The sequence below is a fragment of the Taibaiella koreensis genome (assembly GCF_003545715.1).
Lineage (GTDB): Bacteria > Bacteroidota > Bacteroidia > Chitinophagales > Chitinophagaceae > Taibaiella > Taibaiella koreensis.
This window is the reverse complement of the sequence record NZ_QVNU01000007.1, coordinates 134,649-159,811: the sequence shown is the minus strand read 5'-3', so window position 1 is coordinate 159,811 and position 25,163 is coordinate 134,649. Positions and strand designations below refer to the sequence as shown.

Sequence of the window (25,163 nt, the reverse complement as noted above, 5' to 3'; positions counted from 1 at the left end):
ATTTTAAAACCCCGGCTCGTCATAATTAAGTAAAGTTAACTAATTTACAGGCTGGCATCATCATCCTGCGCGGCTTTACCATCTGCCTAACATTTCTCCCCTGCTTACCACAGGGTGTTTGCTATGAAACGAAGAAACTACCTGCGTATCGGTGCTATAGTGGTCCTGCTTGTACTGATCCTTATCTTTCAATATACGCTGAGCAACAGCGAATCTTTTCTTGGCTTTTATATACGGGATATTTTCCTGCCCTTGCAAAAAGGCCGCAGCAATCTGCTTAACGGCATTTCGGTGAGCCTGGGCGATATCCTGTACCTGCTGCTTGCATTGTTGCTGCTACTGGTACTGATACGGACGCTTTATTTTTTGTTCACCTTCCGGAAGAATAAGGGCGATCTGCTCACCGAATCGCTACGCCTGGTCATGCTCCCGCTCTTCATCTATTTCATATTTCTGCTATTTTGGGGCGGCAACTACGCCCGCAAGCCGCTTTCTGCCAGTTGGGACCTGGAGATGCTGCAATGGGATACCCCTGCGCTCATCGACCTTAACGAGCAGCTGGTGAAGGGCATGAATGCAGAACAGCAGCAACCGATTGTCTACAGCAACCTGGAGCGCACCAATGTATTGGCCAATAACCTCTACCACCAACGCTTCGGCGACAGGCTGCCCCGCCTTAAAGTGAAGCCCACCTCGCTGGGGTACATGCTCAATTATCTGGGCATCCAGGGCTATTACAACCCCCTTTCAGGCGAAGGGCAGTTCAACCGGTTTATCCCACTGTTTATGCATCCTTTTGTGGTGAGCCACGAAATGGCCCATCAGGCGGGCATTGCCGCCGAAGACGACGCCAACCTGCTGGCTTATGTGCTGGGTGCAGAAAGCAGTATACCTGCCTTCCGTTATTCTGCCTATTTCAACCTGTTCCTGTATGCGTATTCCGACCTGCAGGTCAGGGATTCCATTGCCGCCCGCCAGATCTTTGCCCACCTCAACCAGCAGAGCCGGAACGATATGGATACCCTTCGCGCCATGAACAGGCGTTATCGCAGCAAGTTCCGCCGTATCAGCACTTCGCTTTACGACGAGTACCTGCGGTTCCATGGACAGACCGAAGGTATCAATACCTATAGCGACGTCACCCGATGGGTGTACTTTCGTGAGCATGCGCAAAAAAAAGAGGCAGACCTGAATGTCTGCCCCTGAACAAATGCCGTATAGCTCCTAGAAGCCTGCTTCGCTTTGCAGTTTCCTGATCTCGGCCACTTTATCTGCCTGATCGTTACGGTTGTAAATTTCTTTCAAAGCACCCAGCGCATTGTGATAGAAACGCTGCTCGTCGGATTTAAGCTTCGCTTTTTTTGCGCTGAAGATATCCTTGCTTTTCTCCAGGTTGGGCAGGGATTGCTTGAATAAAGCATCGCGCTGCGCCAGAAGCGTGTTGTACTTTTTCTGATCTTCCTTGCTGGTGCCCAGGTTGTTCATCTCGGTATTGATATCGGCAGCCTGATTGAAGTAGAAGGCGCCCATCTGGTAGTTGTAAGAGCCATTGTCGGGAGCCAGCTCTACTGCCTTTTTATAAGCAGCCTCGGCTTTGGCGCGGTAGTCGGCGGCATTGGCAGCCGGAGCAGCACCATTGGTCGGTCTGGCCATTTCGGCATACACAATACCCAGGTTCAGCTGCAGCTCGGGATTGGTGGGGTCTTTGGCCGCAGACTCTTCGAGCTTACCGACCATTTCGCCCTGCTTACCCGAGGTAAGGTAATAGTTCAGCTCGGAGTTCTCCAGGTTCTTATCGCCGGGGAATTTCTTTTTACCTTCCTGCAAGGTAGCCAGTTGCTTGTCCTTTTCCCCTTTTTGCTCATATGCCTGTGCGAGCACCAGGTAAATATTGGCTTCTTTTTCGAGATAGGGACTGCCTTTTATAGCCAGCAGATCGTTAATGGCGACATCGTAGTGTTTATCATAAAACGCTGTATAACCCTGGAACATTTTGGATTGCGCACGCACGGTATCCATTACCGGCACCAGTACAAAACGCTTGTCCTTGTCGGGACCGAGGATATCCAGGCCTTTCTGGAAAATATCGTAGGCCTCTTTATACTTATTATTGTTGTAAGTGCTGATACCATCATTATAAGCAAAAAAGCCGCCATTGGCCGTCAGGTTAATCGCATCTGGCTCGTTGACGAGTTTTTTATCCAGCTCAAAAGCCTTTTTCAGCGACTCTATTCCCTCGCGGTAAGGCATGGTTTCCCTCAGCTGCTCATTGTCCTGCATACCAATGTAAACACCGGCGCGGGTCATCCATACCTGGGCATTGCCTTTGGTAGCCTCGTTGGCAGAAGCGGCATCGATAGCGTCTTTCGCCTTGCGGAAAGCGTCTGCCGCTTCGGCAGGCTTCTCCTTATTTTTTTCAAGCGCGGTCTTCAGCTCCTTCTGGGCCTCTTTGAACTTGTCCTTCTGGGCATAAGTGAGGGACGCGGCCATTATTCCGGTAGCAAGGAATAATATCTTTTTGCTCATGTTAGCTATTCTTTTATATGAAGGCGTAAAAATACAGTATTTCTTTAAAAATGACTGTTAAGAATTTATAGTTAGCCACTTACAACATCCTTCTACATACGGCAGCCTGCAAGCGAAACAGTATAACTGAGGCAAACGCATGAAATCAAAGTGAGTGCTTTTGCGTACCTTTGCAAGCCAAAAAGCATTTTAACGAATCATTAAATATACAATACGAATCAATGTAGGCATTTTCCCGCAGAGTATTCCTCATTGAGGAAAAACTTTTTTTGCATTGGAAAATTTTTCCTACTTTTGCAGTCCTTTTGTAAAATATGGCGAAACAGTCCCTGATCAAACAAGACGGAAATATAGTTGAAGCGTTGTCCAATGCTATGTTTCGTGTCCGCTTGGAAAATGGCCACGAAATATTGGCTACCATCTCCGGAAAAATGCGTATGCACTACATCCGTATCCTACCGGGCGATAAAGTGGGCGTGGAAATGAGTCCTTACGACCTTTCCCGCGGCAGAATAATATACAGATACAAGTAGCAACCCATTTTAACTATCAAATTATAACACAGTATGAAAGTTCGTGCAGCCATTAAAAAGCGTAGCGCCGATTGTAAGATCGTTCGTCGCAAAGGCGTTTTATTCGTAATCAACAAAAAGAACCCCCGCTTCAAGCAACGCCAGGGTTAATCCAATCGTTTCTAAATCGTAAATAGTAAATACACAACATGGCTCGTATAGCTGGTATTGATCTTCCCAAAAACAAGCGTGGCGAAATTGGTCTCACGTACATCTTTGGTATCGGACGTAGCACCGCCCGCTACATCTTGGAAAAGTCGAACATCGACCTGGACAAGAAAGTAAGCGAGTGGGACGACGACGACCAGGCTGCTATCCGTAATATCATCAATGGCGAATTCAAAGTTGAGGGTCAGCTGCGCTCTGAAGTGCAGATGAACATCAAACGCCTGATGGATATTGCATGCTACCGTGGTCTCCGTCACCGTAAGGGTCTTCCCCTTCGCGGTCAGCGTACCCGTACCAACAGCCGTACCCGTAAGGGCAAGCGCAAAACTGTTGCTGGTAAGAAAAAAGCACCAAAGAAGTAAACCGGATTTATCTTGCCTGTTCGCCGGAGCCTCTTTTTTACTTCTTTGCGGGTTAGGGAACAGCGCAGCTTAGCGCGATGGCGCGCAGCCCTCAGGGCCTGAATGCCGGATCACTAAGTCATTTATTAACAGACTACCTTTTTTTACGAAAAAATGGCAAAAGCAAAAGCAGGCTCAGCAAAAGTAGCCGCCAAAAAACGTGTAGCGAAAGTGGACACCCATGGTGATGTACACATAAGCGCTACCTTCAACAACATCATTATCAGCTTTACCAACAAGCAGGGACAGGTGATCTCCTGGTCTTCTGCCGGTAAAATGGGATTCCGTGGTTCCAAAAAGAACACCCCATATGCCGCCCAGCAGGCAGCAGCAGATGCTGCTAAAGTAGCCCTGGACGCTGGTATGAAAAAAGCGGATGTATACGTTAAAGGACCCGGTTCGGGCCGTGAAGGTGCCATCCGTTCCGTATCCAACAGCGGTATCGAGGTTGTGACGATCAAAGATATCACGCCTATGCCGCACAACGGTTGCCGTCCTCCCAAGAAGAGAAGAGTTTAAGCTCCATATATAAGCTGGAAATCGGAAATTGCCTCGGTAATTTCCCATTTCCGGTTTATGCCAGGCATAGCCGGCATTAAAAATATAAGACACAAAGCCCTCCGTATCCGGTTTTCGATTTTTAATGAGACGGACGGGTTATTCTAAATCAAAAATCGAATCAATTTTACAAAGTACAACATGGCACGTTACACTGGTCCAAAAAACAAAATCTGCCGCATCTTCGGCGAGCCTATTCTGGGTTCTGGTAAAAATCTGGGAAAGAACAGCAATCCTCCCGGTATGCACGGCGCAAACCGTAAGCGCAAGCAAGCAAGCGAATACGCTATTCAGCTGAAAGAAAAGCAAAAAGCGAAATATACTTACCTGGTGCTTGAGCGCCAGTTTAGCAATACTTATGTTGAAGCCGCCCGTCAGAAAGGCGCTACCGGCGAAAACCTGATCAAATTGCTGGAAGCACGCCTGGACAACACTGTATACCGCCTGGGTATTGCGCCTACACGCAACGCCGCCCGCCAGCTGGTATCGCATAAGCACGTCCTGGTTAACGGTCATACCGTCAATATCCCTTCTTACACGCTGAAACCCGGCGACGTGATTGAGCTGAAGCCCAAGTCTAAAGCCAACGCTGCTGTAACCGGTAATGTACGCGGTAAGAGCCCTGCTATCAACTGGCTGGATTTCAACGAAAAGGAAGTGAAAGGTGTTTTCATGGCCTATCCTGAAAGGGAAAGCGTTCCGGAGAACATCAAAGAGCAACTGATCGTTGAGTTGTACTCCAAGTAATCCAACCCTATGGCCCATTGGGCCTTTCGGGTTTTGTTGATACATTTACAAAAAAAACTAATTTAAACTTCAAAATTTCCAAATGGCAATATTGAATTTTCAAAAACCGGATAAAATTGTGTTGCAAAAAGCAACCGACTTTGAAGCACAATTCGAGTTTCGTCCCTTGGAACCGGGCTATGGTGTTACCATCGGTAACGCATTGCGCAGGGTATTGCTGAGCTCCCTTGAGGGCTATGCGATCACCGGTATCAAGATTACCGGCGCGGACCACGAATTTGCTACTATCAAAGGCGTGATCGAAGATGTGACCGAGATTATCCTGAACTTAAAGCAAGTTCGTTTGAAGAAGAATGGCGATGGTGACCTCAACCATGACAGAGTGGAACTTGTGATCAAAGGAAAAGAGCAGTTCACCGCCGGCATGATCGGCGACGCTACTCCCAACTTTGAAGTGATGAATCCGGAGCTTGTGATCTGCAACCTGGATTCAGCCGCTACGCTGGAAATTGAATTGCATATCGGAAAAGGCCGTGGCTATGTGCCGTCGGAAGAGAACCAGCCTAAAGATGCGCCGGTTAACTTCATCGCGATCGACTCTATCTACACGCCTATTAAGAATGTAAGGTATACCATTGAGAATACCCGTGTGGAGCAACGTACCGACTACGAAAAGCTGATCATGGAAGTGGTGACAGATGGTACCATTCATCCCGAAGAAGCCGTAAAAGAAGCTTCCCGGATCCTGATCCAGCACCTGATGATCATCACCGATGAAAACATCTCGCTGGATATAAAACGCGAAGAAAAGGAAGAGACCGTAGACGAAGGTATGCTGCAGCTGCGTAAGGTGCTGAACACACCGCTGGAAGACCTCGAGCTTTCCGTACGTGCCTTCAACTGCCTTAAAGCGGCTAAGATCAACTCCCTGAGCGAACTGGTACAGTACACCCAGGACGAGCTGATGAAGTTCCGCAACTTCGGCCAGAAATCCCTTACCGAGATCGACCAGGTGCTGCAAGAGCGTGGTCTGCACTTCGGTATGGACATCAGCCGTGTTAAGATGAGCGAAGACTAATTGCAATCCCCCTTCCTGCCCCTTTAAGGCAGGAAGGTTTTTTTATTTTTATTACTAACAGGCTTTTCGTTAAAGCCAGCCGGTGTAGCCCTTGACACGGTACAGCGGTATTAAAACAACAAATGTCATGCGTCACGGAGACAAAATCAACAACCTCGGCCGTACTACGGCACACAGGAGAGCCTTAATGTCCAATCTGGCCTGCCAGCTGATCGAGCACAAGCGTATTACCACTACCCTGGCCAAAGCCAAGGCGTTGCGTACTTATGTAGAGCCTATGATTACCAAATCCAAGACCGACAACGTGAATAACCGTCGTCTTGTTTTTGCCAAGCTGCAGGATAAAGAAGCGATCAAGGAACTGTTCAGCGCTGTAAGCGACAAGGTAGCCAGCCGTCCCGGCGGTTATACCCGCATTATCAAGCTGGCTCCCCGTATGGGCGATGCTTCCGAAATGGCAATGATCGAGCTGGTTGACTTCAACACAGTATACGTGAAAGAAGCCAAAGCCGGTACAGCCAAGAAGACCCGTCGTAGCCGCGGTGGCGGTAAGACGACTAAGCCTGCTGAATCTGCCGCTCCCACTGCCGAAGTAGCAGAAGAGGTAAAGCCGGTTGCTGAAGAGACCATCGAAGCGCCTGCAAAAGAAACCCCTGAAGCGCCGCAACAGGAAGAAGGTAAAACAGAAGAATAATTTTTTCTACATTACCAATAAAAAGAGACGATGCCTGCAAGGACATCGTCTCTTTTGCATTAGCCCCTCCTACCCTTTCAGCGTAAATTGTGCCTCTTAAACCGGTGCGCGTCTTTAGAGCTTACTGGCTTCCCCGGGCAAAAGAAGGGCTATCCCTTCCGGAATAGCCCCGATAAAAAGAAGACAGAGACCTCGCTTACTGCTTGCTGATCTTCATCGTTTCTTTATGGCTGTCGTCGGTATAACGCAGCAGGTAAATCCCTTGCGACAAGCCGCTCATATCAATGCCGATCTCTTTGCCACTTACCGTGTAGGTACGGAGCGCCTTGCCCGTAACATCGCTTAAAACAAGTGTTGCATTGCCGGCGCGGTCACCTTTCAGGCTCACGGTCACGGTATGCTGCACGGGATTGGGCGAAGCCACAAAGCGGAATGCACCCTTACCGTTCATGATGGCCTGAACCACTTTGGAATAACTGATCTTACCATCATTATTAATCATCTTCAGCCGGTAATAATTGGTTCCGCCCAGCGGTGACCGGTCGGTATAGCTATATTCCGAAGCAGCGCCTTTGCCGTTTATCCTTGCCAGGAAGGCGAAGCGTTTGCTGTCGGTGCTACGCTCCAGCTCGAAATACTCACCCTTATCTTCTTTTGCCGTGCTCCAGTCGACACGGTTGCTGCTGCCGGTATTGACGGCGACAATAGACCTCAGGTCTATGGGCAGAGGCGTGGTACCGTTCATGAGGAAGAAATTGGAGAAGCCCGGCGTAGTGATATCGATCCAGCTCACATTTCCCGATGTGCCGCTTCCCGAAGCCAGCAAAGCCGTTTGGCTGCCATCGCCGGCAGCATCTTCCGAGCAGGAAGATCCGGGAATATGGGTTACATTCAGATTGGAAAGCGATGAACCCAATGCGCCAAGCTCCGTTTGCGTAAAGAACAGCTGCAGGTCCATATCGGCAGTGGGCAGATCGATGCCGCCGGCATCTTCCATAGATCCATCATAAAAACTGTTACGATCGAGATAGACAAGCCCATTGGCATCTTGCCGGGGCGCGCCCTGGTGAATGCTAAGCGAGGGCTCCAGGTTATATTGATCTACCCCGGATGTAGCCGCGGGTCTTACATTGGCGATCAGCTTGCCCTCTTCGTCCACCAGCGACATCCAGCCGGCGTACCCGTCGTAGCCCGAAATATCCTGCCCTGTATTGCAAGAGGCCGCTACAGGCAACATGGCATCGGTAAGTGTACTGACTTCCAGGCAGAAAGTACCTTGAGTAGTACCCGAACCGTATTGATCTACTACGATATAATATTCCGTATTGGCGGTAAGGCCGGTAGCGTATAGGATCGAATTAAAGCCGCTGCCTATTATGCCGTTGTCTTCGTCACAGGCGAGGGACTCAAACGTTGCAAAATTAGTGGCGCTGCCTACCGAGAAAAGCGCAACACGGGTATCGGTAAGGGTATAGCCGCTGAAGTCGGTAGTGATCCGGACAGCGCCGGCGGCCGGAGCGGCAAATTTGAACCATACCGTTCCATAATTCTCTGCTACCCCCGAACAAGCCGCGCCGGGCTCTCCTGTTGCGGCAGTCGCGCCATTATTGAAATAAGGAGCCGTGCAGGGCTGGTCCACCACAACGGTAATGGCATCGGCAGGCAGGTCGTTGGTTACAGTCGCCGGCGGCGGTATGGCAATGCAAAGACTGAAATCGATACCGGTGATCACAGGATCTGAATTATCATCATAAGAATCGTCTCCGAATACCTGCAGGTAATACGTCCCACCGCTGGTAAGGCCAGTAAGGTTCATCTGGATATCGCTTCCGCCATCACCGGTGCCGCAATCAAGCGGTATCAGAGCGCCGCAGGTCCCGCCGTATACAGCAGCGCCATAGGAAAAGGTGGTCGCGGCAGCATCGGATGGTGTGATACCGGTGAAGGAAATATTCTGGCTCGTATCCGAAGCTATGAAACTATACCATACGTCGCTGGTAGGTGTGCTACCACACGAGGGGACATCGGTCGACATGGTCGCATTGAGGCCAGTACCAACGAAGGGTGCTGCGCAGAAATAAGTAGTGCTGGGTGTAACCGCGATAGCAGAGGAGCATTCGTCATTGGCGGGCGGAGTAGGTGGTATGGCCACACAAACAGTAAAATCGCCGGCTTCGGAAGAATCGAAGGTATACACCCTCATATAATAAGTAGTGCCCGGCGACACCGCCAGGTAGCTGAATCCGGGCATGAGACCTGGCCCGTCATCATCGCTGCAGGCAAAGCGCGAGAAAATTCCTGCGCAGCTGTTATCATCTGAGGTATAGATCTGCGCCGCCATATCATCATTACCACTCACAGAAGTAAAGGCAATGTTGACTGAGGCTTGTCCTGCCTGCGGGGTAAAGGTAAACCACACATCATCGTCCCAGCCTGTGCCGGCGGCTCCGCAATCGGGATCCGGCATACCTGTCGAGCCCGTAGCATCGGTCGTTGTCGCGTTTACCGGTGTGCAGGTAGTGCCTATAGCGAGACCAAGCGCTCCCGAACAGTCATCATTGGCCGGCGCCTGGGCAAAAGCACCGGAGCCCGCACCCAGCAGGCCTAATGCCAGCAAGCAGGCATACTTTGTAAAGTTATTCTTCATGCATACGTTTTTTACTGCTGCCTACTCTGAACAGGTTTTCGGCTTACCCCTTATTATCAAAAAGCCGGCTATCCTGACCGGTATTCCTGATTTATGCATTTATTCTTGTCTTAAACTTAACAAATGATTGGCAGCACGTATATTTATTTAACTTAAAGGAAATCACAAAAAAATCAGCTCTTTGTTTAAAGAGCTGATTAAAAATATAAAACAAGTTATTACATTTTATTTTTTCAGGATCGCCTACCGGGTTTCAGGAAGGTAAAAGAACTGGTGCATACTGGCACACATAGAACTCGCATAATGCGATAACCTGTCCAAAACAGGTACAATAAAAAAGCCCCGGCCTGGATGGGCCGGGGACTTTGGATACAATTTATGTTTTTATTTATGCTTTTTTAGCAGCAGATTTACGGGGAGCAGCCTTTACTTCTTCAGCGACTACAGTCTCTTCCGAATCGATATCCAGCATCTTTTCCAGCTGACGCACTTCTTTTTTCAGATCGTAGATCACCTTGTACAGCTCGTCCATTTCGCTACGCGTAGCTACCGGATAACCACCCAGCATTTTCTCAGCCTGCAGGTCTACTTCTTTACGCAGCTTCAGCTGGAGCGCGCTCACTTCAGCCATCAGTTTGCTGTAATCGTCGCTTTCAAAAAGCTCTACATATACCTTATCGCTAATGTTGAGCCACTCCTGGTACAGGGCAGTCATGCTGTTGATCTCGGTACCGTTCTCAACTTTATGGGTCATGTTCTCAACCAGCTTGTCCATTACTTTATTGCCCTGCTGGTACACCATATATTGCATTTCTGCATTCTTGATGTTGAAGATAGCCATGCGGTCGGCGATCTCGGCCCATTCTGCGGTATTCTTGGTGAACTGGCTGGGTGTAACCATCTTGGCGATAGGAGATACAGCGTGCTGGAAATTCTGCTGCAGTGTCTGGTAACCGTTCAGCATTTGCTCAAACACGTTTACCTGGCCAAAAGGATTCATGTTATTCATGAACTCACGGCCATTGTTATAGCCACCTTTGCCCATTTCGGCAAAACCTTTCATGCCGTTGTTCCACCATTCGGTAGCCTGCTGCATATATTCGCGGCCGTTGTCGGGCATAAAGCCAAAGAACTTGTCCAGCATTTCTTTATAGGCTTCAGCATTGAATGCCTTTTTGAATTGCTCACCGTTGAAATTGTTTTCCTGCAGGGATTTCCAGAAGGGCGCCCAGATCTCGGCAAATTTACCGAAGCTGCCGGCAACATTCACCATATTGCTGTATACATCCTGAGTAGTAGCATTCTGCATGTTCTTCTGCATATCGGCAAAAGAATTGTTCAGCACCTCATTATATTGGTTGAACAGGCTGGAGAAGCTCTCCGTAGCCTTCTTAAACGCTTCTGCGGCATTGCCGGGAGCAAATTGCTGCATCATATTGCTCCATTGGTTCTGGAACTGGCTGGCTTGATTGGCCTGCTTCATCCAGCTAAACATATTGTTCCAGTTATTGGACATATTGTTCCAACCGTTGGTCATGTTGTTGAACATGTCGGCGGGATTGGCATTGGCCTTGAAGGTGTCGGCGTTGGGCAGGTTGTTCTTAATGAAGTTCTGGTTCATTTCCCAGGCCTGCTTAGCCCAGTTGATCTGGTTGTTCAGCCAGTTCTGGTTGAATTCGTTAGCCTTATTGATATTTTCCTTTGCTGTTTCTTTTGCTTCTTCTGCTTTTTCAGTTACACCGCTGAAGGCATTCTTCTGCTGCTCGATCCATTTTTTATAGGACTCCGTTCCTTTATCGATGGCCTCATTGATAAAGTTGTTGCCATTGGTAACTTTTTTGGTGTTTTCAACCATGTTGTCTACCAGATTCTTTTGTGCTTCCAGTACGGATTCCACAAAATTTTTGCCGTTTGTAGCCATGTTAATGTATTTAAGTTTTTGAGAAACCTGATTTGATGATTTGCCTTTAATACAAGGCAAAATTAGATTTGTAATCCTTAATGGTCTGTTACCATTATATCACTAAATCATTAAAGAAAAAACACCTGTAACAACGCCTTCAAAATCAAGCTGAATAATCTATCGTTTTCTTTTCAGGGCGCAAAGGTAAGGATAATCCAAAATAAAAAATAAAAAATTTTTACGATCCGTATTTTTTTTACAATTGACTGACTTGTAAAAGAAAAGCTAAGCCATAAAAAAAGCGCTCACGGGAAGAGAGCGCTTTATTCTTTTATGTAAAGTTGTCATCAGATCTTCCAGGCATCCATACCGGAATCATCGCTCTCTACCGGCGCGACATCGGCTACAGGAGCAGCAGCTTCCACGGCTATGGTTGCCACCTCGCTGCTATACTCACGACCTTCTTCGCTATCTTCATGATTGAAGGCATCGAAATCAAAATCGGGCATCAGCTCGGTTTTCACATAGTCGACGGTCTCTGTGAGCGCCACCAGGAATTTATTGAAGTCTTCTTTGTAAATGAACATTTTGTGCCGGTCGTACCCATCATCATTAAAGCGCTTCTTACTCTCAGTAATGGTGATGAAATAGTCACTACCACGGGTCTCGCGAACGTCAAAGAAGTAAGTCCTTCTTTTGCCGGCTTTGATCCGCTTACTGAAAATGCTTTCAGTATTCCGTTTGTCATCAAATGATTTGTTGTTGTCGTACGCCACAGTTCAAATTTTTAATAGTTAGTAAATTTTAGAGTGGCAAAAATAATGAACTTCAGTATGTAATCAAATTAATTTGTTGTAAAAGTTTCGTCAGAATTCAGACAAGGCAAACATTTGGTAATCAGCAGGTAAAAACCTGGTTTTTTCTTTCACATTATAGCATTTTCCTCCCCCCAAAGGGGGTATTTTTACATAAAAAAGCAGCGCATATAGCACTGCTTTTTCATATAAAAATTCAATTATTTCTAATTGGCGCTTACTGCTTTTTGTACCAGGTCGGCCGCCTCGCTCAGCAGGATGGCAGATTGTACCTGCAGTCCGCTTTCTTCGATCAACTTCTTGGCTTCTTCGGCATTGGTGCCTTGTAGCCGCACAATGATAGGAATAGTGATCGTACCCATGTTCTTATAAGCTTCGATAACGCCGGCCGCTACACGGTCGCAACGCACAATACCACCAAAGATATTGATCAGGATCGCCTTCACATTAGGGTCCTTCATAATGATACGGAAACCAGCTTCTACGGTTTGCGCATTGGCTGTACCGCCTACGTCCAGGAAGTTGGCAGGCTCACCGCCGGCCAGCTTGATCATGTCCATGGTAGCCATGGCCAGGCCGGCGCCGTTTACCATACAACCTACGTTACCATCAAGCTTCACATAGTTAAGGTTGTGCTCACCGGCTTCTACTTCTGTAGGATCTTCTTCAGATTTATCGCGCAGGTCAACCAGGTTCTTGTGACGGATCAGCGCATTTTCATCCAGGCCCATCTTACAATCCACGGCAATGATCTTGTCGTCGGCAGATTTAAACAGGGGATTGATCTCCAGCATCGCGCAATCGAGACCGATGTAAGCGTTGTACAGGTTGGTCACAAACTTCACCATGTTCTTGTGCGCTTCTCCGCTCAGTCCCAGGTTAAAGGCGATGTTACGCGCCTGGAAGCCCTGCAGGCTATAGCCCGGCTTAACCCATTCTTTGTATATTTTCTCGGGAGTGCTATGTGCTACTTCTTCAATGTCCATACCACCCTCGGTGCTGTACATGATCACGTTTTGCTTTTTGGCGCGATCGAGCAGGATGGATAAATAAAATTCTTTACGTTCGCTGGGCCCGTCGTAGTACATGTCCTGTGCGATCAGGATCTTGCTCACCTTTTTGCCCGCTTCACCGGTTTGGATGGTCACCAGAGTGTTGCCCAGGATATTCTTGGCTACGGTTTCCACATCATCAGCACTTTTCACAACCTGTACACCATGCTGGGAAGGCACTTCCTTCATCGTACCTTTACCACGGCCGCCGGCATGTATCTGTGCCTTAACTACGGCAAACTTGCTGCCGGTATCCACGGCGATCTGCTTATAAGCATTAATCGCTTCGTCTACGTTGTGTACAGCGATACCTTCCTGCGTGGGAACATTATATTGCTTTAAAAGTTCTTTTGCCTGATATTCGTGAAGATTCATTTTTGAAAAAATTTTGGCGAAGATAGTGTTTAATTCAAAAAAAGTTGAGTTTTTTCGCCGCTAAAACCCCTGTCTGGCAGACAACCATACGGCCTCCGGCAATTCTAATGACATTAATCATCATATCCTTATCGCTCTTCCTCGCTTATGCCCTGCTGATGATGGTATATGCCCGTGGCTGGCGCCGTGTACGGTCTGTTCACGACGCGGTAGCTACCGGTACATTGCCCCGGATTTCTATTATTATTCCTGCCCGCAACGAAGCAGCCCATATAGGCTCTTGTCTTCAATCCATACTGGCGCAGCCCTACCCTGCCGGTATGCTGGAGCTGCTGGTGATCGACGACTTCTCAACCGATGGTACCGAGTCGATCGCCGAATCGCTGCTTACCGGTGGAAAGGGTCGCGTACTGCAGCTCAAACAATACTTGTCTGAAACCGAACGCCTCAACGCCTATAAGAAAAAGGCCCTTGAGATAGCTATCCATGAAGCCCGCGGTGAATGGATCGTAACCACCGATGCAGATTGTCTGGCGCCGCAAGGCTGGTTGAAAGCCCTTGGCAATGCTATGCAAAATGAGCAGCTGCAATTTGTGGTAGCGCCCGTGTCTTTTGTGCCGGCAGACCGGCGCACTATGCTCTATTACTTTCAGTCGCTCGACTTCATGACCATGCAGGGTATTACGGCTGCATCTGCAGTGCTGAGGCTGGGCAATATGTGCAACGGCGCCAACCTCGCTTTCCGTAAATCGGCCTACATAGCAGTAGACGGTTACAGGGGGATAGACCATATTGCCTCGGGCGACGACATGATGCTGATGTACAAGATCCAACAGCAGTTTCCTCAAGGGATCGGCTATCTCAAAGCACCTGAAGCAGTGATGAGCACTCCGGCACAGCCCGACTGGCACAGCTTTCTGAACCAGCGTATCCGCTGGTCGTCGAAGGCCGACAAATACGATGATAAAAAGCTGACGCTGATCCTGGCGCTGGTCTACTTTTTTAATTGCAGCTTTATCGCGCTGGCCGTCGCAGGTTTTGTTCACTGGCGTTATTGGCTTTGGCTGCTGGGCCTGCTGCTGGTCAAAACTGTGGTAGAGCTGCTGTTCCTGGCGCCGGTAGCGGCATTCTACGGCAAAAGGAAAGAGCTGTTATGGTTTCCCCTGCTCCAGCCATTGCATATTCTTTATATTATACTGGCAGGCTTTCTTGGCAAGTTTGGCAGCTACCAGTGGAAAGGAAGAAGAGTGAAGTAAGCAATAGCATTCCGCTATTTGATCTTGATCATAATGCCATTCCCGTTCAGGTTATGGACAATGGTACGGTCAGGCGCCTGGTAATATTCGTTAACGAGGTGCGTAATACCCCGAGTAATGGGAAAGCCGTAATCGCTGAAGACAACCATTCCGCCTACCTGCAAACGGGGCCAAACCCACTCCAGCACAGACCGCGCAGACTGATAAGCATCTACATCGATATGACATAGGGCAAACTGCTTTCCGGCGATTTCGTCGCCGGTATCATCCGGGAAAATGCCGCGAAGCAGGCAGATATTGTCCAGGCCGGCATCCCGGATAAGGCCGGATACCATTCCCATAGAAGTATCTTTGTGCTCCCCGCCTTTGTAAAAGTTGTCCTGGGGACCAGAGGCTTTCACAACGCCTTCAAAAGTATCGCAGGCATAGATCTTCTTCGAAGAACCAATGATCCGAAGCCGTGTACCCATAATAATGCTGGTGCTGCCCCGCCATACACCTACTTCCAGGATATCGCCGGGGATCATTTCCATGTTTCCGGCCAGTAGCCACAGCTCCCATGCCTGGTATTGATTGATCAGTGAATTGGGTTTCACTTTCCGGAACATACGGGAAAAAGACTTGTCCTTGAGCCAGGGCGCATAAGTGCTGGCGGGTATCACAACCTGGTAGGTGCTCCCGCTTACTTTGGCCCAACCTTTGAAGGGCATGTTGAACAGTCTGATGCCGGCAAAGCCAATAGCACTCCGTACCTGCTTCCACCGGTAAGATCCGATATATTTATTCATAGTATCCCTGTCTTTACAATCTGTTATGTTTAGCCACAACAAAAACAATCGCTGCTGCGATCGATTACCTGTTCCTGCCTTTGAACCGGCTTTTGCTAAGACACATGCTTTTATCCAATACCCTTAAACGACAACGGCTTTTGTACAGATTTATTTGTTTCCTATATTCACAATGCCATGAGCAGTAAAGCTTGTCTATCTGTCCTGGCAAGTCTTGATTCCCGCCTCTGTGAAAAGCAGCAGGACGGCAACAATAAAAAAACATATGTCATCCATAGCCCGGTTTATTTTTTAATCTTAGCTTTATGGCGCAAGAGAAGGAAGGCCGGAAAGCTACCTGGTGGCCCGAAAACGGCGAAACGGACATGAAGCATTCATTATCCTGTAACTATTTAAAACGATAGGCTTATGCGCAAGATCATCCTGTTTGCTGTACTGTTCCTGCTGCTGATCATTGCAGGCTACGTATACTGGAACTATTATAATGTATATGAAGAAGGCCGCAAAGAAGGCATCCTGTACAGCTTTTCCATTAAAGGGAGTGTATTCAAGACGCATGAAGGCGTGATCCTGCAGCCTGGCCTGCGCCCGGCCCGTACCGGGGGGCTTAACACCAACGAATTTCATTTTTCGGTCTCCGATCAGGGCCTTGCCGATTCGCTGGAAAAGCTCTCCGGCATGCAGATCGAGGTACACTATAAGCGCTACCGGAAATCCTTACCCTGGCGGGGCGATAACTACAATAACGACAATAAGGAAAGGGGCCAGTATGTGGTCGACAAGATCGAATCGTCCCGCAAGCCCGATAATGCCTACAACAATTTCTGATCACAGTTAGGCTTTGCGGCGTAAGCCTTATGTTCTTAAAACGCCACCCGGGCCCGGTCTTTTGGCCGCGCGGAGCGTCAATAGACTGCCAGATCGTATATTTGTGCGCACATTCGGCCCAGGGCCGTCAACGACACAAGTATTCAATGGAAACATTATTCAAGGAATTCCATCCCGCTACAGCAGCTGAATGGAAAACCAGACTGGAAAAGGATCTCAAAGGCATTACTTTCGATCAATTGTCACGGACCGATCGCAACGGCCTTACCATTCACCCTTTTTATACCGGGGAAGACCTCACCTCCGTACCGCAGGCGCTGAATACCCTGCCGGGGTGGAGCATTTGCGCGCGGGTAATGGTAACCGATGCGGTAACGGCCAACCGGCAAGCGCTTGATGAATTGAATAAAGGCGCCTCTGGTATCTGCTTCGTGCTGGAAAAGAATGTGGACGCGGCAGTACTGCTTCACGAGATAGGCTTACCCTATATCTATACCTGCTTCTACCTGAACCAGGAGTCCCTTCCTTTCGCCACTGCGCTGCAAGCCTACCTGGACCGGCAAGGCTGGACAGGCAATACGCCCGACTGCTTCATTTCATTTGATGTATTGCATCATTATCTCCGGGAAGGCGCCTGGTACAAGGGCCGGGAAGAAGATATGCTGGCCTTTAACCAATTGCGGCGAACCTTACCGTATAAGCAAACACTGTGCGTGGATGCCACGCTGTATCAAAACGCCGGCGCCAATACGACTTACGAGCTGGCCTGTGCCCTGGCCCAGGTAAATGAATACCTGGACCGGCTGGATGCACAGCAAGACCTGGGTAATTTAGATAGGATACATATAGTACTGGCCACAGATACCGCTTTCTTTGAACAGATCGCCAAGCTGCGGGCTTTCCGCAAGCTGTTGGGCTTGCTTCTCGGCCAATATAATGTCTCGCCGCAGGTGCACCTGCATGCCGAAACCAGCAACATATACCGGTCGCCATTTGACAGTCACAGCAATCTGCTGCGGGACAGCATTGCCGGTATGGCTGCCGTATTGGGCGGCTGCAATAGCTTATACATCCATTCTTTCGATGAAACAAAGGGCAGCGCCGGGACGCTGGGTCTTAGGATGAGCCGCAACCAGCAGCTGATCTTTAAAGAGGAAAGCTACCTTGACAAGGTTGCCGACATTGCGGCCGGCTCCTATTACCTGGAAACGCTTACTGATGAAATCGCGGCCCAGGCCTGGGAGCAATTCAAAGAGATTGAAGCGCAGGGCGGGCTGATCGCGGCTTTCGAAACGGGATCGGTGGGAACAAAGATCGCAGAGCAGTGTGAAGCCCTGATCCGGTCTTACCGGGAAGGTACAAATGTATTGATTGGTGTGAACAAATTTCCCAACCCAAATGATATGCCCCGGCCCGTATCCCCGACGGCTACCGGCGGCAAGGGTCTGAAGCCGCTGATCCTTTCGGAGCATATTCTTTAACCGGGCAAGGCAAACATGGAAACGATAGAAACCGCAAGACTCCTGCTGAGAAAATCGACAATAGCCGATTACCGCGAGCTATATGAGCATCGCTCTCCTGCCGAGGCCATGACCTATCTGGGCTTCGACACGGAGGTGCAATACCTGGAAGATAAAGCCAAATATAACGGCGGCCTGACCACCTTCCGTACTGATTTTGTTTACTTTCATCTGATTGAAAAAGCCAGTGGTCTGATCATTGGCGACTGCGGTTTTCATACCTGGTATATACTGCATGCCCGGGCTGAGATCGGCTACGGTATACGCAGGGAAGAGGACAAGAACAAAGGTTATATGAAAGAAGCGATATTACCGGTAGTCCGTTATGGCTTTGAGGTTATGGACCTCAACCGGATCGAAGCCTTTATCGCACCAGATAACGTGCCATCGCAAAAGCTGGTGGCCAGCCTGGGATTTAAGCCGGAAGGGCTTTTGCGGGGACATTACCGTAAAAACGGCGTGATCGAGGACTCCCGGGTCTTTGGTTTGCTGCGTGAAGAATTTGTACTTTAATTTTTGAAGAAAGATACATGCGTAAAGATTTTTCCGGGATAGCCTATACAAATGGCGCTCCCGTCAATGACAAGAGTCCGGACCAGGGCTTGCAAGCGGAACCGGAGGTTTGGCATACCGCCGAAGGCATTGCCGTTAAGCCCCGCTATAACGCCAAAGACATTGAAGACGCCGCACACCTGGGGTTCGCTGCGGGCATTGCACCCTTCCTGCGTGGCCCCTATAGCAGTATGTATGTTAAGAATCCCTGGACCATAAGGCAGTATGCTGGGTTCAGCACAGCCGAGGAAAGCAATGCCTTTTACAGGCGCAACCTGGCAGCCGGCCAGAAAGGCTTGTCGGTAGCCTTTGACCTGGCTACGCACCGCGGCTACGACAGCGATCACGAACGGGTGGTAGGCGATGTGGGCAAGGCCGGTGTCGCTATTGATTCGATCCTGGACATGAAGATACTCTTCGACCAGATCCCTCTCGATGAAATGAGCGTATCGATGACCATGAACGGTGCAGTGCTGCCGGTGCTGGCCTTCTATATAGTGGCAGCAGAAGAGCAGGGCGTGAGCATGGACAAGCTTAGCGGCACCATACAGAACGATATTCTTAAGGAATTCATGGTACGCAATACCTATGTTTATCCACCGGAAGCTTCGATGAAGATCATCGCCGACATTTTCGAGTTTACCTCGAAGCATATGCCCAAGTTTAATTCCATATCGATCAGCGGCTACCATATGCAGGAGGCCGGCGCCACGGCCGATATCGAGCTGGCTTATACCTTGGCCGATGGCCTCGAATATATCAGAACAGGGATCAAAGCCGGCCTGCTTATCGACGACTTTGCACCCCGGCTGTCGTTCTTCTGGGCTATAGGCATGAACCACTTTATGGAGATTGCCAAAATGCGGGCGGCACGCATGCTCTGGGCCAAGCTGGTCAAGCAGTTCAACCCGCAAAAGGAGAAGAGCATGGCCCTACGCACACACTGCCAAACCAGCGGCTGGAGCCTTACAGAACAAGATCCTTTCAACAACGTGACCCGCACCGCAATAGAAGCCCTGGCTGCCGCTATGGGACATACGCAGAGCCTTCACACCAATGCCCTGGACGAAGCAATTGCCCTGCCTACGGACTTCAGCGCACGCATAGCCCGCAATACACAGATCATTTTGCAACAAGAAACAGATATCTGCCGTACCGTCGATCCCTGGGGCGGCTCCTATTATGTAGAATCCCTGACCAAAGACATTGCAGAGAAAGCATGGACCTTGATCGAAGAAGTGGAGCGCCTGGGCGGCATGGCAAAAGCGATCGAAACGGGCGTACCCAAAATGCGCATCGAGGAAGCAGCGGCCCGGAAGCAGGCAAGGATCGACAGCGGTAAGGATGTGATCGTAGGTGTAAACAATTATCTTACCGATGAGCCCAGCAATATCGAGATATTGGATGTCGATAATGCCAGGGTAAGGGAACAGCAGCTGGCCCGTTTGCGTCAGTTGAAAGAAAGCCGGGACAACGGCGCCGTACAACAGGCGCTCGAAGCGCTTACCGCCGCTGCAACGAGCGGGGAAGGAAATCTGCTGGCGCTAGCCATCGATGCGGCCAGGCTGAGGGCAACCCTGGGAGAGATTTCTTTTGCGCTGGAAAAAGTATTCGGCCGCTACCAGGCCCGCATACGGTCCATCGCCGGGGTATATTCCAAAGAGATTGCTATGGACAAACATTTTGAAGAAGCCCGTAAGCTGGCTGATGCTTTTGCTGAGCTCGAAGGCCGCCGGCCGAGGATCATGATCGCGAAAATGGGCCAGGATGGGCACGATCGCGGCGCTAAGGTGATCGCCACCAGCTTCGCCGACCTTGGTTTTGACGTAGACATCGGGCCTTTGTTCCAGACACCGGCGGAAGCGGCAAAACAGGCCGTGGAAAATGATGTCCATATCCTGGGTGTGTCAAGCCTGGCTGCCGGACACAAGACATTGGTGCCACAGGTGATCGGGGAGCTGAAAAAATATGGCCGCGATGATATTATGGTCGTAGCAGGCGGCGTTATCCCGCAGCAGGATTATGACTTCCTGTTTAAAGCCGGCGTGTCCTTTGTTTTTGGCCCTGGGACGATCATAGCCAGGAGCGCCATCGAGGTGTTGAAGAAATTGATCGAGACGATAAAAGGTTAATGGGTACAGCCATTTGACCCCTACGGGGCCATGTTGAATGCATTCAAATATATCTACAGACGTTTAGGCCCCTACGGGGCCGGAACAACAACAATGACAACAATCTTGCTCCGTAGGAGCAAAACGGCTGTAGAAAAACAATAGCAATGATCTCGCTCCGTAGGAGCAAAATGTATGTAGAACAAACAAAGCAACCATGGTCTTGCTCCGTAGGAGCAAAATGTCTGTAGAATAAACAAAGCAGCTATGGTCTTGCTCCGTAGGAGCAAAATGTCTGTAGAATAAACAAAGCAGCTATGGTCTTGCTCCGTAGGAGCAAAAATGTTTATATCATCCAAAATTATCAGGATAATGTCCAATACCTATACCCAGTTGTACGTCCAATTTGTTTTTGCGGTGAAATACAGGAGAGCGATGATCCACAACGTATGGGAAGAACAATTACGCCGCTATATCACTGGTATTGTACAAAATCATAAACACAAAATGCTCGCTATAAATAATATGCCAGACCATCTCCATTTGTTTGTAGGTCTGAATCCATCCCAATCGATTTCCGATCTGATGCGCATTGTCAAGAGCGACTCTTCCGAATGGATCAATGCGAATCAATTTACAGCAACAGGCTTCAACTGGCAGGAAGGTTACGGTGCATTTAGCTATTCCCAATCGCACATCGTTAATGTTATTGATTATATAGACCAGCAAAAGGAACATCACCAGAAAGTGAGTTTCAAAGACGAATACAAGAGCTTACTCGAGAAATTCGGGATCGAATATGATGAACGGTATATTTTCAAGGACCTTGTTTAATGACTAATCCTGCTAAGCTGTGAAATATTTTCTGCTTCTTACGCTGTTATGGATAGCCGGCTATAACAAAACATCCGGACAGCGAAAGCTATCCGGCACGTTCTACACCTATTGCCAGATGGGAGGCCTGTGCTCCACGGTACTACACTTTATGAACGATAGCTTGTTCAGCAGCAATCAAGGCTGCGAGGGCCCGGGGCATACACATTACGGACGTTATAAAATAAGGGCCGACTCGCTTCTTCTGGAACATGGCCTTATTGACACTTCGTTGCGTATAGTAACAATAGATTCTCTACGTAAAATTGGTAGTAACCAGATTGTACTTAGATTTATAGACCAGAACGGTCAAAATATAAGCCGGCGCTTTAAGGCGCATTTTTTCAGAGATAAGGGGAGGCGCTACGGTTTTAGCTACGACAGCACGCTTAACGCTTTGACAGCAACTAATCTTGAAGTGCAAAAGATCAGTATAACGAGCTTAAAGCTTATGGGAATTGAAGCGGACCTGCAATCTGATTTTAAAACAGGCATTGAGCTTACCTATCACCTCCATATCCCACCTTTGATCTTTGACTATATAAATAAAGACATTGCACAAAGGGGACTTGAGGTCTTACTCATCAGGCCTGACCGGCTGATACCGGTAAATGACGAAGTAACATACGTTTCAGAAGAACCAAGAATATTTTATAAAGACACGATATACAGCAAACAGAATTGAGCTGACAAAAAAGTACCAATTTAGCTTAAAACAGATAGCTATGAACTTCTATACCCGTAAGCTGATCAAGCCCGAAGACCTGAACGCGAATAATACTTTGTTCGGTGGCAGCCTGTTGCGCTGGCTCGACGAGGAAGCGGCTATATACACCATCGTACAATTGGGCACCAACCGTTGCGTGACCAAATTCATGTCGGAGATCAACTTTATCAGCTCTGCCCGGCAAGGCGATATCGTAGAGCTGGGCATTAAGGCAATACAGTTTGGCCGCACCTCGCTTACGCTGACCTGCCAGGTACGGAACAAGATCACGCAAAAGATGATCCTTACTATTGATAAAATGGTTTTTGTAAGCGTGGATGAAGACGGTGCACCCACACCACACGGCAGGACCGAGATTACTTATACCGACGAACGGCTAAGGGAAGACTGATATACGCCCATCATTGGCCTTTACTTTTTCAATTGCTCCATTTGGCTTCTACTATCAGCATAGAACAATACCGGGAAGGCCTGCAGCAGGGCAATATCGCTCTGCTCAGCCGTGCCATTACCCTCATTGAGTCGCGCCGGCCCGATCACCAGCGACAAGCAGCACGATTGATCGATGCCATTTTGCCCGATACCGGCAAATCGGTACGGATAGGCATTACCGGTGTGCCCGGAGTAGGAAAAAGCACCTTTATCGAAGCGTTTGGCATGCAGCTGATCGAAAGCGGGAAAAAGGTAGCCGTGCTGGCCATCGACCCTTCCAGCAGTATCAGCAAGGGCAGCATCCTGGGCGACAAGACGCGCATGGGGCAGCTTTCGGTGCATCCGCATGCTTTTATACGACCTTCGGCAGCCAGCGGCAGTCTCGGCGGCCTTACTTACAAAACCCGGGAGGCGACCCTGCTATGTGAAGCAGCCGGCTTTGATACCATCATTATTGAAACGGTAGGTGTAGGACAAAGTGAGACTGAAGTAAGCCATATCACCGACTTCTTCCTGCTGCTGATGCTGGCTGGCGCCGGCGACGAGCTGCAAGGGATCAAAAGAGGCATTATGGAGATGGCCGATGGCCTGGTAATCACCAAAGCCGATGGAGAGAATAAAGAAAAAGCCAAAGCAGCGCGCAGCGAGTATGCCCGAGCCCTGCATTTTCTTCCACCCCACCCTTCCGGCTGGATACCGGAAGTAAAAGTATGTTCGGCATATGACCAAACCGGCATCGCGGAGGTACAGGCGATGATCGAACGATATATGGCGCATCAGCAGGCCAACGGTTACCTGGAACAGAATCGAAGTGAGCAGAACCGGTTTGCCTTCCGGCGGCTGCTGGGCGAGCAGCTGCAACAAATATTGTATTCAAAGCCAGGACTTAAAGAGGAAGTGCAGCTGCTGGAACAGGAGATACGCAACGGCAGGCTAAGCCCTTATTCGGCTGTCGACAGGATCATACAACAACTATAGCCTACTTAAATAAGGTTACACCGACATCATAAAGGAAGACAGGTTATGCGAAAGAAGTAGCTTTCCACTTTGCCGCTAGGCTTGTTTGCGCAGCCGGGCTACAGGAATATCCAGTTGCTCCCTGTATTTGGCTACCGTACGACGGGCCACGTTGTAGCCTTTTTCGGCCAGCAGCTCCATCAGGCGTTCATCTGAAATAGGTTTCTGCTTGTCCTCTTCTTCGATCAGTTCAGACAGTATGCGTTTTACCTCGCGGGTCGATACCTCTTCGCCGCTATCATTCACGATCGCTTCAGAGAAAAAGAACTTCAGCACGAAAGTCCCATATTCCGTCTGGACATATTTACTGTTCGCCACACGCGATACCGTCGAGATGTCCATATTGATCTGATCGGCGATATCTTTAAGAATCATGGGCCGTAACGATCCTTCGTCGCCCGAAAGGAAGAATTCCTTTTGATATTCCATGATCGCATTCATGGTTACCAGCAGGGTGTGTTGTCTTTGCTTGATGGCATCGATGAACCATTTTGCCGCATCGATCTTTTGCTTGATGAAGACCAAGGCCTCTCTTTGACTTTTGTTCTTTTTTTGCCCGGCGTCGTAGGTCTTCAGCATTTCCCGGTAACCCTCTGAAATGCGCAGCTCTGGCGCATTCCGGGCATTCAGCGTGAGCTCAAGCGTTCCATTATTATTGAAGACAAAAAAATCGGGAATGATATAGCCGCCCACTTTATCAGAAGACGAGAAAGCGCTTCCGGGCTTGGGTGTCAGCTTCAGGACAACACTGATAGCATCTCTGAATTGTTCCTCGTTGATCTTAAGCCGTTGTTTGATCTTCTCATAATGCTTACGCGTAAATTCATCAAAGAAATCGGAAAGCACTACCGTAGCCGTTTTTACGGCAGCGGTCTGTTCCTTCAATCGTTGAAGCTGCAACAGAAGACATTCTCTAAGATCCTGGGCAGCAATACCCGGCGGATCGAAATCCTGGATCAGCTTAACAAGGCCGCTTACCTCGTCTTCATCGGTGGCAATATTCCGGTTGAAAGCAAGATCGTCGGCAATAGACATCGCATCACGCCGCAAATAGCCGTCGTCGTCGATGCTGCCTATGATCTGTTCGGCGATCTCCTGCCGGCGCTCGTCGAGCTCCAGCATGCCCAGTTGGTTATTGAGATAATCGGTAAACGTTGTTTCAACTCTTATCGGCATAGACTTGGGCTCGTCGTCGTCTTCATGCCCCTCGTTAAGGTGATAGTCGCCCTGCACATCATTTTCATCGCGGAGATAATCGCTTACATCAATGCTTTCAAATTCTTCGCTGCTTTCGGAGTCATGCTCATCATCACCTTTTGTCTCCTGGCCATTTTCCTGCTCGTTAAGTCCGTAGGGATCATGCTCATTGTCGGAGCCCACATCCAGTGCAGGATTACTCTCCAGCTCATCCTTGATACGCTCTTCCAGGTTAGCCGTAGGAACCTGTAATAGCTTCATCAATTGGATCTGCTGAGGAGAAAGTTTCTGCGCTAGTTTTTGTTGCTGGGTCTGTCTGAGCATGT

General features: G+C 49.0%; 24 protein-coding genes. 17 read left to right on the top strand and 7 right to left on the bottom strand.

All coding sequences use genetic code 11. The annotated features are described in order from the left end of the window. Window positions 1–123: 123 nt before the first annotated feature. Window positions 124–1,206, top strand: a complete 1,083-nt coding sequence (locus tag DZK30_RS20945; RefSeq protein ID WP_118976142.1) for a DUF3810 family protein — start codon at window positions 124–126, stop codon at window positions 1,204–1,206. An 18-nt stretch (window positions 1,207–1,224) separates the two neighbouring features. Here DZK30_RS20945 and DZK30_RS20940 read toward each other — a convergent pair whose 3' ends face one another. Continuing rightward, a complete protein-coding gene (locus DZK30_RS20940; RefSeq protein WP_118976141.1) occupies window positions 1,225–2,526 on the bottom strand; it encodes a tetratricopeptide repeat protein in 1,302 nt (433 codons plus the stop codon). Between the two features lie 314 nt (window positions 2,527–2,840). Between DZK30_RS20940 and infA the strand changes: the two genes are divergently transcribed. The 7 genes from infA to rplQ all read left to right on the top strand — a co-directional run bounded on the left by infA (window position 2,841) and on the right by rplQ (window position 6,744). Further along, a complete protein-coding gene (gene infA / locus DZK30_RS20935) occupies window positions 2,841–3,059 on the top strand; it encodes a translation initiation factor IF-1 (protein ID WP_106524340.1) in 219 nt (72 codons plus the stop codon). A gap of 33 nt (window positions 3,060–3,092) precedes the next feature. After that, window positions 3,093–3,209 carry a 50S ribosomal protein L36 gene (gene rpmJ / locus DZK30_RS20930; RefSeq protein WP_118950302.1) on the top strand — a complete coding sequence of 39 codons (117 nt, stop codon included), beginning with the start codon at window positions 3,093–3,095 and terminating at the stop codon, window positions 3,207–3,209. Between the two features lie 38 nt (window positions 3,210–3,247). After that, entirely contained in the window at window positions 3,248–3,628 is a 381-nt protein-coding gene (rpsM, locus tag DZK30_RS20925; protein WP_118976140.1) for a 30S ribosomal protein S13, read from the top strand. Between the two features lie 153 nt (window positions 3,629–3,781). Then, the gene (rpsK, locus tag DZK30_RS20920; RefSeq protein ID WP_118976139.1) at window positions 3,782–4,186 is read left to right on the top strand and encodes a 30S ribosomal protein S11; all 405 of its coding nucleotides are present in this window, start codon (window positions 3,782–3,784) and stop codon (window positions 4,184–4,186) included. 180 nt (window positions 4,187–4,366) lie between these two features. Continuing rightward, complete coding sequence (gene rpsD / locus DZK30_RS20915; protein ID WP_118976138.1) at window positions 4,367–4,972, top strand: 30S ribosomal protein S4; 606 nt, start codon at window positions 4,367–4,369, stop codon at window positions 4,970–4,972. An 82-nt stretch (window positions 4,973–5,054) separates the two neighbouring features. Next, window positions 5,055–6,050 (top strand): DNA-directed RNA polymerase subunit alpha, encoded by a 996-nt coding sequence (locus tag DZK30_RS20910; RefSeq protein WP_118976137.1) that lies wholly within the window; start codon window positions 5,055–5,057, stop codon window positions 6,048–6,050. A 127-nt stretch (window positions 6,051–6,177) separates the two neighbouring features. Continuing rightward, entirely contained in the window at window positions 6,178–6,744 is a 567-nt protein-coding gene (gene rplQ, locus DZK30_RS26640; protein WP_118976371.1) for a 50S ribosomal protein L17, read from the top strand. A gap of 196 nt (window positions 6,745–6,940) precedes the next feature. Here the strand turns inward: rplQ and DZK30_RS20900 are convergent, their stop codons facing one another. The 4 genes from DZK30_RS20900 to sucC form a co-directional block, all read right to left on the bottom strand. After that, window positions 6,941–9,391, bottom strand: coding sequence for a T9SS type A sorting domain-containing protein (locus DZK30_RS20900; RefSeq protein WP_118976136.1), 2,451 nt, complete (start codon window positions 9,389–9,391; stop codon window positions 6,941–6,943). 388 nt (window positions 9,392–9,779) lie between these two features. Next, window positions 9,780–11,312 (bottom strand): poly(R)-hydroxyalkanoic acid synthase subunit PhaE, encoded by a 1,533-nt coding sequence (locus DZK30_RS20895; protein ID WP_118976135.1) that lies wholly within the window; start codon window positions 11,310–11,312, stop codon window positions 9,780–9,782. Between the two features lie 329 nt (window positions 11,313–11,641). After that, window positions 11,642–12,070, bottom strand: a complete 429-nt coding sequence (locus DZK30_RS20890) for a DUF3276 family protein (protein WP_118976134.1) — start codon at window positions 12,068–12,070, stop codon at window positions 11,642–11,644. A 245-nt stretch (window positions 12,071–12,315) separates the two neighbouring features. Next, entirely contained in the window at window positions 12,316–13,536 is a 1,221-nt protein-coding gene (gene sucC / locus DZK30_RS20885; RefSeq protein ID WP_118976133.1) for an ADP-forming succinate--CoA ligase subunit beta, read from the bottom strand. Window positions 13,537–13,643: 107 nt separating this feature from the next. On the opposite strand from sucC, the gene DZK30_RS20880 reads away from it, so the two are divergent. Next, window positions 13,644–14,792 (top strand): glycosyltransferase, encoded by a 1,149-nt coding sequence (locus tag DZK30_RS20880; protein ID WP_118976132.1) that lies wholly within the window; start codon window positions 13,644–13,646, stop codon window positions 14,790–14,792. Window positions 14,793–14,806: 14 nt separating this feature from the next. On the opposite strand, the gene DZK30_RS20875 is transcribed toward DZK30_RS20880, so the two are convergent. Beyond that, window positions 14,807–15,580: a TylF/MycF/NovP-related O-methyltransferase gene (locus DZK30_RS20875; RefSeq protein WP_205529518.1), complete on the bottom strand. Its 774-nt coding sequence runs from the start codon at window positions 15,578–15,580 to the stop codon at window positions 14,807–14,809. Between the two features lie 408 nt (window positions 15,581–15,988). Here DZK30_RS20875 and DZK30_RS20865 point away from each other — a divergent pair, with 408 nt between their 5' ends. The 8 genes from DZK30_RS20865 to meaB all read left to right on the top strand — a co-directional run bounded on the left by DZK30_RS20865 (window position 15,989) and on the right by meaB (window position 23,601). Then, window positions 15,989–16,408, top strand: a complete 420-nt coding sequence (locus DZK30_RS20865) for a hypothetical protein (protein WP_118976130.1) — start codon at window positions 15,989–15,991, stop codon at window positions 16,406–16,408. Window positions 16,409–16,554: 146 nt separating this feature from the next. After that, window positions 16,555–17,889 carry a methylmalonyl-CoA mutase family protein gene (locus DZK30_RS20860; protein WP_162903301.1) on the top strand — a complete coding sequence of 445 codons (1,335 nt, stop codon included), beginning with the start codon at window positions 16,555–16,557 and terminating at the stop codon, window positions 17,887–17,889. A 15-nt stretch (window positions 17,890–17,904) separates the two neighbouring features. Beyond that, complete coding sequence (locus tag DZK30_RS20855) at window positions 17,905–18,441, top strand: GNAT family N-acetyltransferase (protein WP_118976128.1); 537 nt, start codon at window positions 17,905–17,907, stop codon at window positions 18,439–18,441. A gap of 17 nt (window positions 18,442–18,458) precedes the next feature. Next, a complete protein-coding gene (gene scpA / locus DZK30_RS20850) occupies window positions 18,459–20,612 on the top strand; it encodes a methylmalonyl-CoA mutase (protein WP_118976127.1) in 2,154 nt (717 codons plus the stop codon). 321 nt (window positions 20,613–20,933) lie between these two features. Continuing rightward, window positions 20,934–21,425 (top strand): IS200/IS605 family transposase, encoded by a 492-nt coding sequence (gene tnpA / locus DZK30_RS20845; protein WP_317125502.1) that lies wholly within the window; start codon window positions 20,934–20,936, stop codon window positions 21,423–21,425. A gap of 19 nt (window positions 21,426–21,444) precedes the next feature. Continuing rightward, the gene (locus DZK30_RS20840; protein WP_162903300.1) at window positions 21,445–22,149 is read left to right on the top strand and encodes a hypothetical protein; all 705 of its coding nucleotides are present in this window, start codon (window positions 21,445–21,447) and stop codon (window positions 22,147–22,149) included. A gap of 40 nt (window positions 22,150–22,189) precedes the next feature. Then, complete coding sequence (locus DZK30_RS20835; RefSeq protein WP_118976125.1) at window positions 22,190–22,582, top strand: acyl-CoA thioesterase; 393 nt, start codon at window positions 22,190–22,192, stop codon at window positions 22,580–22,582. 41 nt (window positions 22,583–22,623) lie between these two features. Next, window positions 22,624–23,601, top strand: a complete 978-nt coding sequence (meaB, locus tag DZK30_RS20830; RefSeq protein ID WP_205529517.1) for a methylmalonyl Co-A mutase-associated GTPase MeaB — start codon at window positions 22,624–22,626, stop codon at window positions 23,599–23,601. A 75-nt stretch (window positions 23,602–23,676) separates the two neighbouring features. Here meaB and rpoN read toward each other — a convergent pair whose 3' ends face one another. Continuing rightward, entirely contained in the window at window positions 23,677–25,161 is a 1,485-nt protein-coding gene (gene rpoN / locus DZK30_RS20825) for an RNA polymerase factor sigma-54 (RefSeq protein ID WP_118976123.1), read from the bottom strand. Window positions 25,162–25,163: the final 2 nt, after the last annotated feature.